Here is an 18,059-nt window from a genome sequence, read left to right on the forward strand (position 1 = left end):
TACCATGAGCGACGCTATAAAGCATGAGTGTGGAATTTCCTTAATTCGGTTATTAAAACCATTGGAGTACTATCAAAAAAAGTACGGTACCGCCTTTTACGGGGTGAACAAGATGTACTTAATGATGGAAAAACAACATAACCGAGGCCAGGATGGTGCCGGTTTTGCCAGTATTAAATTAGATATGGATCCTGGGGAGAGGTATATGAGCAGGGTGCGCTCTATAGACCAACAGCCCATACAGGATATTTTTGCCCAGATAAATGAAAGAATCAATAATTCGTTCAAGGAACATCCAGAGTATATCAACGACGTAACAAAACAAAAAAAGCACATACCTTATATTGGGGAGTTACTATTGGGTCATGTACGCTACGGAACTTTTGGAAAAAACAGTATTGAGAGTGTGCACCCCTTTTTAAGACAAAACAATTGGATGCACCGAAGCCTGATAGTTGCGGGCAACTTTAACATGACCAATGTTAATGAGCTGTTCGATAATTTGGTCCAAATAGGACAACACCCCAAAGAAAAGGCCGATACCGTTACGGTCATGGAAAAGATAGGCCATTTCTTGGACGATGCAGTAGCCAAACTGTACAAGGAAATAAAAAAGGAAGGCTTTAACAAAAGGGAAGCATCCCCTATAATAGCGGAAAGACTTAATGTTGCCAAGATCCTAAGACGGGCCGCAAAAAACTTCGATGGCGGTTACGCCATGGCCGGTTTACTTGGGCACGGCGACTCCTTTGTACTAAGGGACCCGGGAGGAATAAGACCTACCTATTACTATCAGGATGATGAAATAGCCGTGGTAGCCTCTGAACGGCCTGCCATACAAACCGTTTTTAACGTAAGGTTTGAGGATGTAAAAGAACTTGATCCGGGCCATGCCATTATCATCAAGAAAAATGGTCAGGTAAAAATCAAAAAAATTCTGGAGCCTACAGAAAGAAAGGCATGCTCGTTTGAACGAATATATTTTTCCAGGGGAAGTGACAAGGAAATATACCAGGAAAGAAAGATGCTGGGGAAACTGTTGTTCCCCTTGATCCTGAAATCGATCAATGAGGACATTAAGAATACCGTCTTCTCCTATATCCCCAATACGGCAGAAACCTCCTTTTTTGGGATGGTCATAGCTGCACAGGACTATATGAACAAAAAGAAGGAAGAGCAAATTCTTTCTATAGGCAGAAAAATAACCCGCGAAGAACTGCACGACATCCTTGAGGTACGCCCCAGAATTGAAAAAGTAGCTATAAAGGATGCAAAGTTAAGAACCTTTATTACGCAAGACAGTAGCAGGGACGATCTTGTGGCCCATGTATACGACATCTCTTATGGCTCTGTTAAAGAAAACGACAATCTGGTAATCATAGATGACAGTATAGTCCGTGGCACTACCCTACAGAAAAGTATACTTAGGATTCTAGACCGACTCTTACCCAAGAAAATAATTGTAGTTTCCTCTGCTCCACAGATCCGTTATCCCGATTGTTACGGTATAGACATGGCCAAATTAGAGGATTTTATAGCCTTTAAAGCGGCTTTAGCTCTTCACGAAGAGCGAAACACTATGCACCTAGTGGAAGAAATATACAAGAAATGCCTAACCCAGGTAAACACGCACGACTCAGAAGTAGTGAACTACGTTAAGGAATTCTATTCCCCTTTCACAGCCGATGAAATTTCTGATAAGATTGGACAATTGTTAAGTCCGCCAGATATTAAAGCAGAGGTACAGGTCATTTATCAAAACATAGAAAACCTACATGTGGCCTGTCCAAAGAACTTAGGGGATTGGTATTTTACCGGTAATTACCCCACTCCCGGTGGAAACAGAGTAGTAAACAAGGCATTTATCAATTTCTTTGAAGGAAAGAACGAACGAGCTTATTAACATTTTCATCGATGAAATACACATTTATATGTATTTCATCGATGAAATACACCCTTTAACGTCTTTTTGACCATTTAGCTTTTTGGCGCTTGTATTTTAGTACTGCCATAGCATAAGTAGGTTAAGTATATGGTAAGATTTGGGGCAAAAAAGGTGGAGACTTCTCCACCTTTTTTATTGATCAATTTTAAGCCCGGCAGGGATAATGCAGTACAGCGCCAATATTGCACATTTAATCGAACAAGCTGTATTTCAACCTATTAAAAAGACATTCATCTAAAACCTTTTTCGCACAAGCCTAAACACTTTACTTTTGGAGGACCATAGCATAAGTAGGTTAAGTTCATGGTAAGATTTGGGGAAAAAGGTGGAGCCATGCTCTGCCTTTTTATTTTTTACAAAGTGGCCTAAAAACATACACCAGGGATTAAGCAAGAGTTCATGAAACAATTATTGCCTCTTGACCAACCATCATCTACATTAAACGGGTATTATTTTGATCGAACTCCTTTATCCAATTAAGGCCAACCACCTTGCAGATGTCATTATTTCGTGATATAATGTCGTGCGTACAAGTGAAGCTTCAAAGGGATATATAATTATTCAAAGTTGGGTGTGTGGATTAGAAAAAGCGAAAAAACAATCGCAAACCGCCTACAAACCAAAAAGGGTTTCAAAAGAAAAATCTCTTGAAACCCTTGTATTTATTGGTGGAGAATACCGGAGTCGAACCGGTGACCTCTTGCCTGCCAGGCAAGCGCTCTAGCCAGCTGAGCTAATCCCCCATATTTGGCTGCCGCAAAGAAAATACTTTTTCTAACATTATCAAAGTACTATTTGCGCTTATTGCAATATTATTAGTCTTTTTTCACACTTAGCACCAAAACTGGCACCGCGGCGTAAAATTCCGACTTTGGGATAGTGTTTTTTTCCCATAATTTTTTAAAAAAGCCTCGTTTTCTCCTAAATACACAAAGTAGATCTGGATGTTTTGCCTCAAAATGTTGCAATACCCCTAAATAGGTAGACGGGTTTTCGGACTGGGTGAGCTCAGAACTTAAACCCATTAAGGACATATTTATTTTTAGATCGTCTTTGGTATATCCAGGGGTTTTTACAAAAAGCAAACTTATTTTTGAATCAAATTTCTTTTTGATCTCTTTTAACGGATTTAGAATGCTCTTATCCTTTAAAACTCCCGATTTAAAAGCTGTCAATATAGTTTTGAAGGGTTTGTAAACAGTTCCTTTGGGTACTATTAAAGTGGGGATATCGGTCTGCTTTACAATTTTACCGGAGGTGTTGCCCAAATACAATTCTTCCTGTATGTCATTGCTTCTAGGGGCCATAATAATCAAATCTATCCCTAGGTCTTTATCTATATCTTTTAGTCCGTTTACAATATCGCCCTTATAGGTGGCTATCTTGATTATCACATTTTTTGCATCAACCTGATCTAGAACTCCTTTTATATGTTCTTTACTTTTTTCGGAAAGTTTTTCGCTAATGTTTGCCAAAGAGCTTGCGCTAGGACTAACACTAAACACTTCCATTATATAAATATTGGAACCAAATTCGGTCGCAAAGTCTACAGCATATTGTAAGGTTTTGTGTGCTCTTTCAGAGGCTCCAATTGGAACAAGGATATTTTTCATTGGTTTCTATTTAATTTATTGTTGGTTAGATGTATTGCTCCATAACCATCATTTTGGTCGGTCTCCAAAATTCATAAGGCCCAATACATGTGTTTGGTTTTAATTGCTTTTTTGCGCCTTTATAGGTGTGTTATACTGAAAGGCAAAATAGAAGATTTTGGTTATACTTGCTTAAAGGCTTCTATTTTTCATGATATTATTCCTCACGAATAGCATAAATTTACAAATTAAATTTAACCGTACATGATTAGACTGGCAAAGAATTTGGAAATCCCCCATATTCTTAATATTACCAAGGCTTGTGCCAAAAGCATGATAGATCAGGGTATTTATCAATGGAACGAACATTATCCTTCCCATGAAGCATTTGAAAGAGATATTGCCCGAAAGGAACTTTATGTGTTGGAGGTCAACAACAAAATACTAGGTACAATAGTAATTTCTACCTATATGGATGAGGAATATTTACCTGTTAAATGGTTAACAGCTAACCAACGCAACATTTATATTCACCGTTTGGCAGTGCACCCGGAAGAGCAAAAAAAGGGTTATGCACAGAAACTCATGGATTTTGCGGAGGCTTACGCCAGAAAAGCGGATTTTGTTTCGGTAAGATTGGACACCTTTAGCCAAAATAGCCGTAACAATTCCTTTTATCAAGCTAGGGGTTACCAAAAGCTAGGGGATATTTTTTTTCCAAAGCAAAGTGAATTTCCTTTTCATTGTTATGAACTAATTTTATAAAACAGCCTTTCTTTTATTTGAATACAGCAATTAACTTTAGGACTATTAACAAACTTGCCATTCCTGCCACTGTAGCGGGAATAGCCGAGCCAATTTTATCCATAACCGATACGGCTATTGTTGGTAATATACCCCAGGACGGAATGGAATCTTTGGCGGCAGCGGGAATAGTGGGTTCCTTTTTATCCATGTTGATATGGATATTGGGGCAGACCCGAAGTGCTATTTCGGCAATTATTTCGCAATATCTGGGCGCCGGAAAGTTGAACAGGGTAAGTACATTACCCGCGCAAGCCATATATTTAAACATTTTACTGAGTATTATAATACTGCTTTCCACCATTTTTGTAGTAGAGGAGATATTTGTTCTTTTAAACGCTTCGGGCCGAATTCTGGAGCTTTGTATTTCCTATTATTCCATAAGGGTATGGGGCTTTCCGTTAACCTTATTTGTTTTTGCGGTCATGGGCATCTTCAGAGGCCTACAGAACACCTATTACCCCATGCTTATTGCCATTACAGGAGCTGTGTTAAATATAGTTTTGGACCTAGTTTTGGTCTATGGGGTAGACGGATTGGTAGAACCAATGTATTTGGAAGGTGCTGCATGGGCCAGTTTAATAGCCCAAGGAATTATGGCCATAATGGCTTTTGTACTGTTGGTGGTAAAAACCAATATCCGTCTGGCCCTAAAATTCCCCTTACATCCAGAACTAGGAAGATTGGTAGTCATGAGCCTCAATCTTTTTGTTAGGGCACTAGCTCTCAATACGGCCCTAATATTGGCGGTAAGGGAAGCAACAGCCTTGGGGGACAGGTATATTGGTGCACATACCATTGCTATAAACCTTTGGTTGTTTTCTGCATTTTTTATAGACGGCTACGGAGCCGCCGGCAATATAATGGGCGGGAAATTACTGGGAGCAAGGAATTATGACGGACTATGGAAACTTGCGAAAAAAATTATGTTCTACGGATTCATCATAAGCCTGTTGTTGGTTCTTGTCGGATTTTTGTTTTACAGGCCTATAGGACGAATTTTCTCCAATGATATTACCGTCTTGGAAGCATTCTATTCCGTATTTTTTATTCTGATACTTGGGATACCAATGAATATGGTGGCCTTTGTATTTGATGGATTGTTTAAAGGCCTGGGAGAAATGAAATACCTTAGAAATGTATTGTTGGTAGCCACTTTTCTATGTTTTGTCCCAATTTTATTCTTGGGTAAATTCTTGGATTGGGGACTTTACGGTATTTGGGTTGCCTTTACCTTATGGATGGCCATTAGAGGAGGTGCCTTGGTATGGAAATTTAGGCGAAAGTTTCGTCCGCTACTGCAAAACCATTAATTTTGGGCTATACTATAAAAGCATTGAAGCCCAACCACAAGGAATATTCAGCATAAATATGATATGCAATTTGTAGCCGGCCAATGTCTATGCAAATTATATAGAACTTAGTATAGTAAGTAGGATACGAACAAGACTTAAAAATCACTTATGGGCACTACCCGATCCAATGGAAGTTTATATACCAGTATCGTCAATAAGGTTGCCACAGTAGAATTTGGGCATCCGGCCAGTAATTCTTTTGTTGCGGATTTATTAAAAAGGCTGGGCAAGACTTTAAACGAATTATCGGAAAATGATGCTGTGCACCTGATCGTACTTAAATCTGAAGGGAACAGGGCCTTTTGCGCCGGAGCTTCTTTTGATGAGCTGTTGGCCGTTGACAATATAACAGAGGGGAAGGTTTTTTTCAATGGTTTTGCCCATCTGATCAATGCCATGAGAAATTGTAAAAAGCTCATTATAGGCAGGGTGCAAGGCAAGGCTGTTGGTGGAGGTGTGGGTGTTATTGCTGCCTGTGATTATGTTTTTGCTGCCGAAGCTGCCGCAATACGATTGTCGGAACTTTCCATTGGTATTGCTCCCTTTGTAATAGCCCCGGCAGTAAAACGAAAGATTGGTGTCGCCGCCTTATCGGAGCTCTCACTATCTCCCAACGAATGGAAAAATGCCTATTGGGCCCAAGAAAAAGGATTGTTTTCCAAGGTCTTTGTAGGTATGGATGAGCTGGATAGGGAGCTGGGGATTTTTGCGGAAAAGCTGGCCGGGTATAATCCCGAGGCCTTGGAGGAGTGGAAGAAAGTATTATGGGAAGGTACCGGTAATTGGGATACATTGTTAGCGAACAGAGCTGAAATATCTGGGCGTTTGGCACTTTCGGAAGAAACAAAAAAGGTACTTAACAGCTTTAAAAAATAACAATTATGAGTAAATTTCGGATTGAAATTAAGTGGGGCATTATCTTCACGGCCGCTACCCTTCTTTGGATGGTCCTAGAAAAGTCTTTGGGATGGCATGATACGCTTATTGGCAAGCACGCCATCTATACCAATTTCTTTGCTCTTATTGCCATTACGGTATACGTTTTAGCTTTGCTGGATAAGAGAAAGCAGGAGTACAACGGAAAAATGACCTGGAAGCAGGGGTTTGTAAGTGGTATCATACTTAGTGTAATTGTAGCCCTTTTAAGTCCGTTTGCTCAATACATAACCCATACAATGATCAGCCCGGATTATTTTGCCAACATCATTGCCTATGTAATAGAGTCCGGCAAAATGAGCCAGGAGGCCGCTGAAAATTATTTTAGCTTAAACAGCTATATCCTACAGAGTGTTTTTGGGGCGCTCACCATGGGGATCGTAACTTCTGCCATTGTGGCAATTTTTGTAAAAAAACAATAAGCTACGCTTTTAATCGTTCTACATTTTTAAATTTTTATTATGGATATTTTATCTTTTTTAAACGGAAACTTTGTTTTTCCAATTCTTGCGCTTGTTTTGGTAGTGGTATATTTCGTTAACCGACTTAGAAATAATAGAAAATACAAAAGGTAAGGGCTTATTTTGCTGTTGATCTGCAGAGGCACAGGATACCTTAAAAAGCCTGATTATGCTTCACGCGTTTTTTTAACCTTCCACGATTACTAATACTTCCTGGGACAATAGTGATTGTTTTATTGCTTTGCATTCATGTCTAGCACAAAGAAGCTAGTGCATATAATACTAAGGTACCCTATGTTGCGATTCAAATTTTTTTTATAATATGCCACCTTCGGGCAAACGAGGTAATGGGACTTCTTGACCGTTTCTTTATAGGCAAAAACTTATAGCGTTACTGTATGCGGAGCGGATATCAGCAGTTGGTCTATCCTCTTTAAACGGTAATTTCCCATTGAATTCTGCTGTCGTTTTGGTTTTTATTTTTACCAATAAATTAGTACGTAATACAGGTAATGCCAAGGTGTTAAGCCTGTATTATGTGGGATGGCCGGGGATTAACTTAAGGTGATGTTTTATGGCCATTTTAGGGCTACTACGCTCTATCTGCTTCTTTTTCATTAACTTTTAGGGATCTAATCAACCAAACTAACAATATGAAATATTTATTATCATCAATTTTGTTGCCTCTGGCTCTGGTGCTGGGAAGCTGCGGGGATGTAAAGAAGAATACGGATACCCCCCAAAAGAAAAAGTGGTATAAGGGCAATTTGCATACCCATTCGTTTTGGAGTGACGGGGACGAGTTCCCAGAGACCATCTTGGATTGGTACAGCTCCAATGACTATCAATTCATTGCCTTATCTGACCACAACACAATATCCATGGATGAAAAATGGATACAGGTCCGTGAAGATTCAATTTACCAAAAGAGCTTTAAGGATTACTTGGATACATATGGGGACGAATGGGTAGATTATAAATTGGATTCCGGGAAAATACATGTGAAGCTTAAGACCTATGCAGAGTATAGGGATCTATTTGAAAAGGCGGGTGAATTCCTGGTTATTCATTCTGAAGAAATCACTGATAGGTATGAAGATAAACACATTCATATGAATGCCACCAATATTCAAAACAAAATAGATCCACAAGGGGGTAATAGTGTGTCCGATGTTATGCAAAATAATATCAACGCCGTACTGAAACAACGCCAGGAGACGGGAGTGCCTATTATGCCACATATTAATCACCCCAACTTTTACTACAGCATAAGCCTTGAGGATATGATATCCTTGAAGGGAGAGCGCTTTTTTGAGGTATACAACGGCCATCCAATGGTACATAACATGGGAGATTCAACTCATATATCCACAGAAGAAATGTGGGACCAGATCAATATTTCCTATGTAGCAGCCAAAAAGCCCATTATGTATGGACTGGCAACAGATGATTCCCATAGTTACCATAAAATGGGCAGTAAATGGAGCAACTCTGGCAGGGGCTGGGTAATGGTACAAGCAGACACCTTATCTGCAGCCTCCTTGATAGGGGCGATGGAAAAAGGGAATTTTTACTCCAGTACAGGAGTAACACTAAATTCGCTGGATTATGACGGGCAGCAATTATCGGTAGAAGTAGCATCGGAAAGTAATGTGGACTATACAATAAGTTTTTTGGGTTGCCTAAAAGGAGAAAGTGAGGTAAAGGAATTGAAGTCGGTTCAAGGCAGTTCAGCTACCTTTAATGTAACCGATGATATACTCTTTGTAAGGAGTAAAATTACCTCAACAAAATTACAGCAGAATCCCATTGAAAATATAATATATGAAACCGCTTGGACACAGCCGCTGCTTAACGATTAATTTCCAAGAATAAATTACCTTTGCTGTCCAAATACATATTATGGGCAACATAAGGATTACCAAACAGTTTAATTTTGAGACGGGACATGCATTGTACGGTTATGATGGCAAGTGCAGAAATGTACACGGCCACAGTTATAAGCTTTCGGTTACGGTGATCGGCAGGCCTATTACCGATACCTCACATGTTAAACTGGGAATGGTAATAGACTTTGGGGACCTAAAAAAAATAGTCATGGAAGAGATTGTAGATCAATTTGACCATGCCACGGTTTTTAACAAGAATACCCCACATGTGGATTTGGCCAAGGAATTAATGGATCGGGGCCATAGTGTGATTTTGGCCGATTACCAGCCTACCAGTGAAAATATGGTGATCGACTTTGCCGCCAGGATAAAGGCCCGTTTGCCCCACAATATAGCGTTACATTCCTTAAGGTTACAGGAAACCGATACTTCCTTTGCCGAATGGTATGCTGCTGATAACTAAAAGACCTGGGATGAGAACGATTGAGGTGCCAAAAGGCAAAAAGGTCTATTTTTCTAGTGATAACCATTTAGGGGCCCCCACAAAGGAATTAAGCTTTCCCCGTGAAAAAAAATTTGTGGCTTGGCTGGATACCGTAAAACAGGATGCCGCGGCCATATTTCTTTTGGGAGATTTATTTGATTTCTGGTTTGAATATAAGACCGTGGTACCCAAAGGTTTTACCCGAACCTTGGGAAAGTTGGCGGAAATTACAGATTCAGGTATTCCGGTTTATTATTTTGTGGGCAACCATGACCTGTGGATGAACGGTTATTTTGAAGAGGAGTTAAACATACCCGTGTTTCACAAACCACAGCTATTTCAACTAAACCAGGCTACATTTCTAATAGGACACGGCGATGGCTTGGGACCCGGGGACAAAGGCTATAAACGGATGAAGAAGGTGTTTACCAATCCGGTCTCCAAATGGCTCTACAACTGGCTCCACCCTGATTTGGGAGTAAAATTGGCCCAATACCTCTCTGTAAAGAACAAGATGATTTCTGGTGTGGAAGACACCAAGTTTCTTGGGGAGGACAATGAATGGCTGGTACAGTACTGCAAGCGGAAATTGGAACAACAACACTATGATTATTTTGTTTTTGGACATAGACACCTTCCTTTGGAAATTTCCTTAAACCAACAATCTACCTATGTTAATCTGGGAGACTGGATTACTTATTTTACCTATGGGGAATTTAACGGATCTACTATGACCCTAAAAAAATTCGACCTTCCCAATTCCAAATAAATTGGCTTTTTTTCTATTTAAAGAAGTTTATTGGCGCTCGTGCATAAATTGCTAAAATTATAGCAGCTTTTTGTCGCAAAAAAACAAATTCAGAGATCGGAATTAAATAGAAAATCCCTTTTATAACAGGTTTTATTGATGCTTTTTAGTTATTAATTATATAAAATTAATAACCAAGGTTCTATTTTATGTCCTTTAATTTCAATTGTAGGCTTATTTTGCCCTGCCATTCGTTTTCATCCAAAGTAAAAGCGGCACTTATGGTATTATTCTGCAATGTGGACAATTTGTTGCCCAAATTAAATCCAATGGCATCTATGGCAGTCCGGTTGTTACCGGAATTTTTGTCGAAAAATTTACATTTTAGGTGTTTTCCATCCTGCCCAACCACTTTGGCATATCCGGTATCCCTCATATTTTCTGCCATAAAAACGGGAGTGGAATTTCCGGGTCCAAAAGGGGCAAACTGTTTAATGATCCGCATTAACTTAGGGCTAATGTCATCCAAGCCAATAAGGGCGTCGATCATAATTTCTGGGGATAGCAATTTGGGGTCGATGGTTTTGGCCACCACTTCTTCAAACTTGGATTTGAAGGCTTCGTAGTTTTCTTCCAGCAAAGTGAGGCCGGCTGCGTACATATGCCCTCCAAACTGCTCTATGGTCTCCGAACAGCTTTCTAGGGCCTCATAGACGTCAAAGCCTTTTACAGAGCGTGCAGAGGCCGCCAATTTGTCGCCACTCTTGGTAAAGACCAAGGTTGGTCTGTAATAGGTTTCTATAAGGCGTGATGCCACAATTCCTATAACCCCCTTGTGCCATGTTTCCTTATAGACCACCGAGGTAAAGCCGTTCTCCTCCTTATTTTCTTGAATCTGTAACAAGGCCTCATTGGCAATTAGCTGATCCAGGTTCTTTCTATCGGTATTGAACTGTTCTATTTCCGAAGCAAAAAACAAAGCCCGCTCCGTATCGGTTTCCCTTAGAAGGTTAACCGCGTGCTGACCGTGTTCCATACGCCCAGCGGCATTGATCCTGGGAGCAATAATAAATACCACATCGGTAATGGTGAGCACCTTTTTATTTATCTGGTCAATGATGGCCTTAAATCCGGCTCTGGGATTTTCGTTTATTAGCTGTAACCCCCAATAGGCAAGCACCCTATTTTCTCCGGTAATGGGTACAATATCGGCCCCTATCGCTGTAGCTACCAAATCCAAATAAGGAATAAGGTCCTCTACCGTCTCTCCTTTTTTGGTGCCTAGGGCCTGTATAAGTTTAAAACCTACCCCACAACCACAAAGTTCATCATAAGGATAGTTGCAATCCGCCCTTTTTGGATCCAGAATGGCCACGGCATCAGGGAGTGTACCGCCAGGCCTATGGTGGTCACATATGATAAAGTCGATTCCCTTTTTCTTGGCATATTCAACCTTGTCTATTGCTTTTACGCCACAATCCAAGGCAATAATCAGGCTAAAGCCATTATCTTCGGCAAAGTCTATTCCTTGGTAGGATACCCCATAGCCTTCCTTGTAACGATCCGGGATATAGGTGGCAACATTGGAATAATACTGCTGTAAATAAGAGGACATTAAGGCAACGGCTGTGGTGCCATCCACATCATAGTCTCCATAGACCAAAATATTTTCCTCATTGGCAATGGCTTTTTCTATCCTGTTTACGGCCTTATCCATGTCTTTCATAAGATAGGGGTCGTGCAAATGGGACAGCTGGGGCCTAAAAAACCTTTTGGCCTCCTCGTAATTGCCAATACCGCGTTGTAATAACAGTTGGGCCACCAGATCCTCAACCTGTAGTGCCTTTGCCAAGGCATCAATTTCCTGTTGTTCGGGTTTTGGTTTTAGGGTCCAGCGCATGGCAATTATTCCTTTAGCCTAATTCTATTCTTAAATACTTCCTTGCCGTCTATGATAACTTTTAAATAGTATCGCATCTTGGGCAAATAGCCGAGGTCATAGGTAAATGCGCCCTTGGTAAAAGCCTTATAGGTATGGGATTCCACTATTTTTGTCTCGTCTTCCTGTTGAGCAATAATTACGGTTATATCTTTTGGCTCATTGGCAAAGTAATCTAGGGTAATTGGGCCTTTGGTCCTGGATGGAAACATGGTAATAGATGGTTCATTGTCCAAATGATAGGCTACATTGGGCATCACCCTAAAGTTATAGATAATATGGCTACCAAAATCCGAATTAAAATGTTTAATGGCCTTTCCCAGGGTATCCAATAATTTTACATCCCCTCGTCCGTCCTTTGCCTTATACCAAAACTCCAGTCCGTCACCAGCCTTGTCATCCACCTTAAAAGTATAGCTTCCCATTGGCAGCTGCAGAGAGTCCAAATAAGTGGTATTGGGCTTAAGTTCCAGACTATCGCGCTTAAATACTACCGTCCCTTGGGTATTGATTATATTATATGAATTTTGACGGGGCTTATTATTGGTTTTAAAGTAAATAACAACGTCTTGTGGCAGGGTATCGGGCTTTGTATAGGTTGTAGATTCGATATTGTCTGCCTTAAAGCCATCCTTTTTGCCATTGGGCCTTTTCAATTCTACGAAAAAGGTGGCGGAATCCTTTTCGCTATATATCTCCTCGGGCAGGGTTATTAAGGCGGTCTCCCCAAATGGGATGTTTCCTTTCCATTTAAACTGTTTCGCTTTGTTGCCCTCCAAATAATAATTTATGGTCAAAGACCTTAAATTGTCGCTACCGTTATTTTTGATCCTTATAACCGCTAGGGCCCCTGATTGATTTTTACGGCTATGGATTTTTTCTTTGGAAGGGGATATGATGTCTACTAGGCTAACGTCGTTGTCCGAGTATATTTCTCCATATTCCATGACATAGGCAACCAAGAGTTCCTTGGCACTGGGCTTTTCGGTTTCATATGGTTCCATGTTTACATCAATGAGAAACGGCTCGCCCTGTTCTATATCAAAACTCACCTCATCGGGCTGTAATAAATAACCTGGGCACCAATTTGCCCTATCAAAAATCCATGTTCCCGCCTGTGGATACAATGGGTTGTCCCCACACTCCATCCACAATTGCTTGGCATCTATTATTTTGTTGTTATGCCATATTTCACGGTATTTGTCGCAAAATTCCCCACAGCCATTGGCATCCATACCATGTCCGGTTTGATGTATTTTTACTTTCCCTAAGGTAGATTGGGCATGGGGTTTTATGGTTATAGGCTTTAAATGCTTTTCTATAGGATCTTTTTTATCGCCATAATTAAAATTCCCATCGTATATCTTATGTATGGCAAGAGGTTCCACCACTGGTTTTCCATAGGTTATCTCAAAATCTACGGTAACCTTCCATCCTCGGGTTTTATTGTCCTCGTAACCTGTATGGATATAGTCTACCTCCAGACTGTCCCTTAAGATAGGACTGAAATCGGTTATATCTACCTTCCAATCAAATTTCCAATCTTCCTGGAACCTTCCACCATATGGGGTGAGCATTCTTGCAATTTCATAGGAAACCGAATCGTTTTTTTGGCGCACCTTAATATGGTCTACATAGTCCCAATCTGCACACCGCATCTTGTCTGGGCACTCAAAGGTAAGATTTAGGATTATTTGCCGTATGTCCTTGTCCTTAGAAGGAAAAACGGTCCAGCGCTTATAGCTATTGGCTCCTTTGGATGGGTCGGTAACAATGGTTTCTTGATTATGGGAAATAATATTTTCGGTTAATTGTGCCCTTAGGCCCGAATAGGTCATAATTAGACCGATAAAAAGAAAATATGCTCTTTTGATCATTGGAAGAAAGAGGGATTTTATATTATTTATTGTTGAAAAAGGTCTTGATCTCCAAGGTGGCGAACTTTCTAAACATTTCCATTACACCGCAATATTTTTCTACAGATAAATCTACTGCACGTTGTAACTTTTTTTCATCCAAATTTTTTCCCGTAAAATGGTATTCTATGGATACTTTGTCATAGTATTTTGGATGTTCATCGGTAAGATTGGCTATGGTTTCTATCTTAAAATCCTCGACATCCAATTTCATTTTCTTGATAAGGGAAGCTACATCCAGACCGGAGCATCCGGCTAAACTGGACAACATAAGTGCTTTTGGCCTGTATCCTGTTCCATCGCCACCATCTTCAGGGGCTATGTCAATAGTTAGGTTGTGCCCGGAAGGATTATTGCTTTCAAAGGCCATGTTTCCAAGCCATTTAGTAGTTATTTGATTTGTCATGAGGATAATTTTTTGTGAGTTGAATAGGTCAAAAATACGCATAATTAAGAAATCTTGAGGCTTGAATTTCCTATAGATTTCTATTTGGATTTGGGGACTGCTTGCCAAGGTTGTTTTATGAAGTAACTATAGGCTTGTAGTCCTATGTTTATCTTGTGCCAGACTGTATGTATTCTTGAAAGGCGGTAACGGCACTTAGCCTTAAAAAGGACTTTTCTACTTATTGTCTGATGGCCAAACTGATAAGGAGGAGCCTGCTATACATAGCTTGGCATTCTACATATGACAATAATTGACGATATTAGAACGAATAAAACCCACTGTTATGAAAAAAGCACTTCTAATTACTGCCTTTTCTTTCTTCTTTATGGGATGCAATATAAATCCCAGCAAAGAAGGCCGAATCCGGAAACTTGAAACTGAAATGTTGAAAGTAATGAATGAAATTGAAATGCTCCAAAGCAGAATTCAATTCCTTGAAGTCATCAATAAGGAACTAAATACACGCATTAAGGAACTTGAACAATAATACGTTTAAAATATCGCAATATTACACGGCCTTAATAAAACCATAGGCTGCTTACCAATCAATAAATACCTTGTGCGATACAATGTACCCTGTATGATATTCTAGTGCCCTTTCAAGCAGTCTAGTATGAATGTTTATGGGAAGGTGGGCTATTGGTAATTTTCTTTAGAATTTTTACTTCCCTATAATCTAAAATTTTACTACGCACCTGTTCTATGGAAGTAGAAAGATACTATTATTAATAGCAACCATAAAATAGAAAGCATATCACTGACACCTGTCTGATTATGATAGTCGCGTGATGATAAAGCTAGCTATCAATGGTATGCTTATACCTCCCGACGTTATAAAAAATACTACAAAAATGTGTGGAAAACACCTATTCTTGCTGTTCATTTTGGTCCTAAATTTAGCTATAACAAGAATAATCTTATACTTAAAATGTTAGAGTATTACACTTAATATCAGTTAGTTCGACGAAAAAATTATGTTAAATGAAAAAAAATAACTACTTTATAAAACATAAAGAACACGCCATTGTTCAAACTTATATGCCCTTTTATGATGTGCTGTACGTTTGGTTTTTCCCAGAGTATCAACTTTGACCAATTGGGCAAAGAAAAATTGCTGCGCTATAATGGCGGAATTTCAACTAGTGCTGTTCTCTACGACGGCACCGCCAACAGGCAAAGTTTCACCTACTTCTTAAGCGGAAGTCTCAATTTTAATATTGGCGGAATATATAGCATTCCCTTATCGTTCACCTACTCCAATCAAGATTTTGCTTTCCCAAATCCCTTTAAATTTAATCGTCTAAGTCTTCACCCGTCCTATAAATGGGCAACAGCACATATAGGGGATGTCAATATGACCTTCTCTCCTTACACCCTTAGCGGACACCAGTTTAGCGGGGCTGGGTTCGACTTAAATCCTGAAGGAAAATTTAAGATCAGTGCCATGTACGGCCGCTTCTTGAAAGCAACAGAATACAACACCGAGGAACCAAGAGCACTTACAGCGTATAAACGCATAGGTTACGGAATAAAAACGGCCTATGATTTAGATTTTATGAAAGTAGGGATTATCCTTTTTAAGGCCAGTGATGATGAAAATTCCTTGGAAAACCCTTTCCCTATAGAACTGGGACTTACTCCAAAAGACAATGCCGTACTTTCGTTCGAATCGGAAATCCGATTATTGGACAAAGCCCAAATCAGAATTGAGTATGCCATTTCAGGAGTGACTGAAGATGCAAGGCTAACTGTTGCCCCGGCATCCAACGGTATACTTTCTTTTATGCTAAATGAGAATATTAGTACCAATTATTACAAAGCATTGAGCGCTTCTTTCTCTTATCCTGCGGGTAAGGGCACTGTGGGCGCTGGTTATGAACGTATAGATCCGGAATATAAGACACTGGGTGCCTATTACTTTAACAATGATCTGGAGAACATTACGCTTAATGCAAGTCAGACCCTCCTTAACAACAAAGTAAACCTCAGTATAAATGCTGGCCTTCAACAAGACAATTTGGACAATGCCAAGAAATCGGACCAACAGCGTATTGTCAGTGCCATCAATCTTAATTATACGGCGTCGGAACGTTTGGGCATCAATGCAGGATACTCCAATTTTCAAACCTATACCAACATTCGGGACCAATTCGATTATATCAACCAAGTTGGGAAATTCGACAATATAGACACCCTGAATTATAGACAGATATCGCAAAATGCCAATCTCGGTATAAATTATATTCTAAAAAAGACGGAGAACAAACAGCATAGTGCCAACCTCAATTTGGTGTACCAAAATTCCAATAATCAACAAGAGGGAGAAATCATAGAGGGAGGTAATAATGCATTTTATAACGGCATGGCCGGATATACCCTTGGGTATCCCAAACAGAACCTGACCGTTAGCCTAGCCGCTAACACCTCTTACAACACAATAGGTGAATCGGACAATAACCTTACTTTAGGCCCAACATTGGCAGTTGGCAAACAGTTTATAGACAAACAACTACGCACCAATCTTTCTACCTCCTACAACACTTCTTATGCCAATGGCCAGCAACAAAATAATATATATAATTTTAGATTGAGCAGTAATTATGCCTTGTTTGAAAAACATAACCTTAGTCTAAACTTTTTAGCGCTTTTTCGGAATTCTTCATTAAATACAGGGCGCGACCTCACAATTACTGTTGGATACAATTATACCTTTGATAACTTCAATCTAAATTTGGAGCTTGAAGGCCGCACACAAAGAGCAAATACAAACCCCCTGGGAATAAGCACAAACACCCTGAGCTTCCGATATAGAAATGTAACCTATAGTGGTACAATTCCAGAACTGAATCGACAATTATCTAACGTATTTCAAAGCACACAATTTGACAATATTCCTCTTTTTAAAAATAATGAACTAACACTTTTGCTGGCTTTGGTGAAAGATCAAAAACAAGAGCAGCCTTATAAAGAAAATGCTATTATTTTTTTAAAAGAACTTTACTCTTTTGAAGATTTCTTGGCAACGTTTAATAATGCCCTATTTAGCGTTATACAAAAAATTAAATTGGACATGCATAATATCGACTTGACTTTGGAAAATAGCTTCGTAGATTCCAAAGTAAAAGTTGACGCACACCCGTTGAACAAAAAGGACGAGGAAATTGAGGCTACTGAAGAAGAAAGGTCTGCTTTTAATACGCTTTTAGCAGAACGGGAAGAGCGACTGCAAAAATTAGTAGGCCACCGCTGGATGCAAAGGATATTTATAGAATTCAAGTCAATTGATGTTGTTCAAAAACCAGAAGGATTTCTAAAGGAATTCAAACAGTGGGCATCCATAAAATCCTTTGAAATTTTTGATCAAACTAAAGATCTCAGTGAATTGAAAGACTATATAGAAAATAAGATTATTGATTTTTATTATAAGAAATCCTTAGGAAACGTAAGCCCAGATGATTTTAAATTGAAGTATATAAATAAAAACTAAGGCCCTACCCCCCTAAAGGCCTATAATTCTAATATCCAACCGGATACTATTATTG

The 18,059-nt window shown here is 39.5% G+C and carries 14 protein-coding genes and 1 tRNA gene; 10 read left to right on the plus strand and 5 right to left on the minus strand.

Annotated features, from left to right (window positions below; genetic code table 11):
- Positions 1 to 4 precede the first annotated feature (4 nt).
- Positions 5 to 1,903 carry an amidophosphoribosyltransferase gene (locus tag EHW67_RS05540; RefSeq protein ID WP_126161363.1) on the plus strand — a complete coding sequence of 633 codons (1,899 nt, stop codon included), beginning with the start codon at positions 5 to 7 and terminating at the stop codon, positions 1,901 to 1,903.
- Between the two features lie 708 nt (positions 1,904 to 2,611).
- On the opposite strand, the gene EHW67_RS05545 is transcribed toward EHW67_RS05540, so the two are convergent.
- Positions 2,612 to 2,688, minus strand: a tRNA-Ala gene (locus tag EHW67_RS05545).
- 72 nt (positions 2,689 to 2,760) lie between these two features.
- Positions 2,761 to 3,558 (minus strand): universal stress protein, encoded by a 798-nt coding sequence (locus tag EHW67_RS05550; protein ID WP_126161364.1) that lies wholly within the window; start codon positions 3,556 to 3,558, stop codon positions 2,761 to 2,763.
- A 243-nt stretch (positions 3,559 to 3,801) separates the two neighbouring features.
- Here EHW67_RS05550 and EHW67_RS05555 point away from each other — a divergent pair, with 243 nt between their 5' ends.
- The 7 genes from EHW67_RS05555 (at position 3,802) to EHW67_RS05585 (ending at position 10,235) form a co-directional block, all read left to right on the plus strand.
- Entirely contained in the window at positions 3,802 to 4,302 is a 501-nt protein-coding gene (locus EHW67_RS05555; RefSeq protein ID WP_126161365.1) for a GNAT family N-acetyltransferase, read from the plus strand.
- 17 nt (positions 4,303 to 4,319) lie between these two features.
- Complete coding sequence (locus tag EHW67_RS05560) at positions 4,320 to 5,654, plus strand: MATE family efflux transporter (protein ID WP_126161366.1); 1,335 nt, start codon at positions 4,320 to 4,322, stop codon at positions 5,652 to 5,654.
- A 150-nt stretch (positions 5,655 to 5,804) separates the two neighbouring features.
- Positions 5,805 to 6,572 carry an enoyl-CoA hydratase/isomerase family protein gene (locus EHW67_RS05565; protein WP_126161367.1) on the plus strand — a complete coding sequence of 256 codons (768 nt, stop codon included), beginning with the start codon at positions 5,805 to 5,807 and terminating at the stop codon, positions 6,570 to 6,572.
- Between the two features lie 5 nt (positions 6,573 to 6,577).
- Positions 6,578 to 7,054 carry a DUF4199 domain-containing protein gene (locus tag EHW67_RS05570; protein ID WP_126161368.1) on the plus strand — a complete coding sequence of 159 codons (477 nt, stop codon included), beginning with the start codon at positions 6,578 to 6,580 and terminating at the stop codon, positions 7,052 to 7,054.
- 692 nt (positions 7,055 to 7,746) lie between these two features.
- Positions 7,747 to 8,955, plus strand: a complete 1,209-nt coding sequence (locus tag EHW67_RS05575) for a CehA/McbA family metallohydrolase domain-containing protein (protein WP_126161369.1) — start codon at positions 7,747 to 7,749, stop codon at positions 8,953 to 8,955.
- 40 nt (positions 8,956 to 8,995) lie between these two features.
- On the plus strand, positions 8,996 to 9,445 hold the full coding sequence (locus tag EHW67_RS05580; protein WP_126161370.1) for a 6-pyruvoyl trahydropterin synthase family protein: 450 nt from the start codon (positions 8,996 to 8,998) through the stop codon (positions 9,443 to 9,445).
- 19 nt (positions 9,446 to 9,464) lie between these two features.
- Positions 9,465 to 10,235 carry a UDP-2,3-diacylglucosamine diphosphatase gene (locus tag EHW67_RS05585; protein ID WP_126161702.1) on the plus strand — a complete coding sequence of 257 codons (771 nt, stop codon included), beginning with the start codon at positions 9,465 to 9,467 and terminating at the stop codon, positions 10,233 to 10,235.
- A 181-nt stretch (positions 10,236 to 10,416) separates the two neighbouring features.
- Here EHW67_RS05585 and recJ read toward each other — a convergent pair whose 3' ends face one another.
- Genes recJ through EHW67_RS05600 form a run of 3 tightly spaced genes read right to left on the minus strand, consistent with a single transcriptional unit; the run spans position 10,417 to position 14,475 of the window.
- Entirely contained in the window at positions 10,417 to 12,114 is a 1,698-nt protein-coding gene (recJ, locus tag EHW67_RS05590) for a single-stranded-DNA-specific exonuclease RecJ (RefSeq protein ID WP_126161371.1), read from the minus strand.
- 5 nt (positions 12,115 to 12,119) lie between these two features.
- The gene (locus EHW67_RS05595; RefSeq protein ID WP_126161372.1) at positions 12,120 to 14,030 is read right to left on the minus strand and encodes a peptide-N-glycosidase F-related protein; all 1,911 of its coding nucleotides are present in this window, start codon (positions 14,028 to 14,030) and stop codon (positions 12,120 to 12,122) included.
- Positions 14,031 to 14,052: 22 nt separating this feature from the next.
- Complete coding sequence (locus tag EHW67_RS05600; protein ID WP_126161373.1) at positions 14,053 to 14,475, minus strand: OsmC family protein; 423 nt, start codon at positions 14,473 to 14,475, stop codon at positions 14,053 to 14,055.
- A gap of 325 nt (positions 14,476 to 14,800) precedes the next feature.
- Here EHW67_RS05600 and EHW67_RS05605 point away from each other — a divergent pair, with 325 nt between their 5' ends.
- Together EHW67_RS05605 and EHW67_RS05610 are read left to right on the plus strand one after the other, a co-directional pair.
- On the plus strand, positions 14,801 to 15,004 hold the full coding sequence (locus tag EHW67_RS05605) for a hypothetical protein (protein ID WP_126161374.1): 204 nt from the start codon (positions 14,801 to 14,803) through the stop codon (positions 15,002 to 15,004).
- 561 nt (positions 15,005 to 15,565) lie between these two features.
- On the plus strand, positions 15,566 to 18,004 hold the full coding sequence (locus EHW67_RS05610) for a TonB-dependent receptor (RefSeq protein WP_126161375.1): 2,439 nt from the start codon (positions 15,566 to 15,568) through the stop codon (positions 18,002 to 18,004).
- Positions 18,005 to 18,059: the final 55 nt, after the last annotated feature.

Source organism: Arenibacter aquaticus (assembly GCF_003957295.1).
GTDB lineage: Bacteria > Bacteroidota > Bacteroidia > Flavobacteriales > Flavobacteriaceae > Arenibacter > Arenibacter aquaticus.

Coding starts and splice junctions, on each gene's coding strand:
- EHW67_RS05540 (WP_126161363.1), top strand. CDS start 5: ATGAGCGACGCTATAAAGCATGAGTGTGGAATTTCCTTAATTCGGTTA.
- EHW67_RS05550 (WP_126161364.1), bottom strand. CDS start 3,558: ATGAAAAATATCCTTGTTCCAATTGGAGCCTCTGAAAGAGCACACAAA.
- EHW67_RS05555 (WP_126161365.1), top strand. CDS start 3,802: ATGATTAGACTGGCAAAGAATTTGGAAATCCCCCATATTCTTAATATT.
- EHW67_RS05565 (WP_126161367.1), top strand. CDS start 5,805: ATGGGCACTACCCGATCCAATGGAAGTTTATATACCAGTATCGTCAAT.
- EHW67_RS05570 (WP_126161368.1), top strand. CDS start 6,578: ATGAGTAAATTTCGGATTGAAATTAAGTGGGGCATTATCTTCACGGCC.
- EHW67_RS05575 (WP_126161369.1), top strand. CDS start 7,747: ATGAAATATTTATTATCATCAATTTTGTTGCCTCTGGCTCTGGTGCTG.
- EHW67_RS05580 (WP_126161370.1), top strand. CDS start 8,996: ATGGGCAACATAAGGATTACCAAACAGTTTAATTTTGAGACGGGACAT.
- recJ (WP_126161371.1), bottom strand. CDS start 12,114: ATGCGCTGGACCCTAAAACCAAAACCCGAACAACAGGAAATTGATGCC.
- EHW67_RS05595 (WP_126161372.1), bottom strand. CDS start 14,030: ATGATCAAAAGAGCATATTTTCTTTTTATCGGTCTAATTATGACCTAT.
- EHW67_RS05600 (WP_126161373.1), bottom strand. CDS start 14,475: ATGACAAATCAAATAACTACTAAATGGCTTGGAAACATGGCCTTTGAA.
- EHW67_RS05605 (WP_126161374.1), top strand. CDS start 14,801: ATGAAAAAAGCACTTCTAATTACTGCCTTTTCTTTCTTCTTTATGGGA.
- EHW67_RS05610 (WP_126161375.1), top strand. CDS start 15,566: ATGATGTGCTGTACGTTTGGTTTTTCCCAGAGTATCAACTTTGACCAA.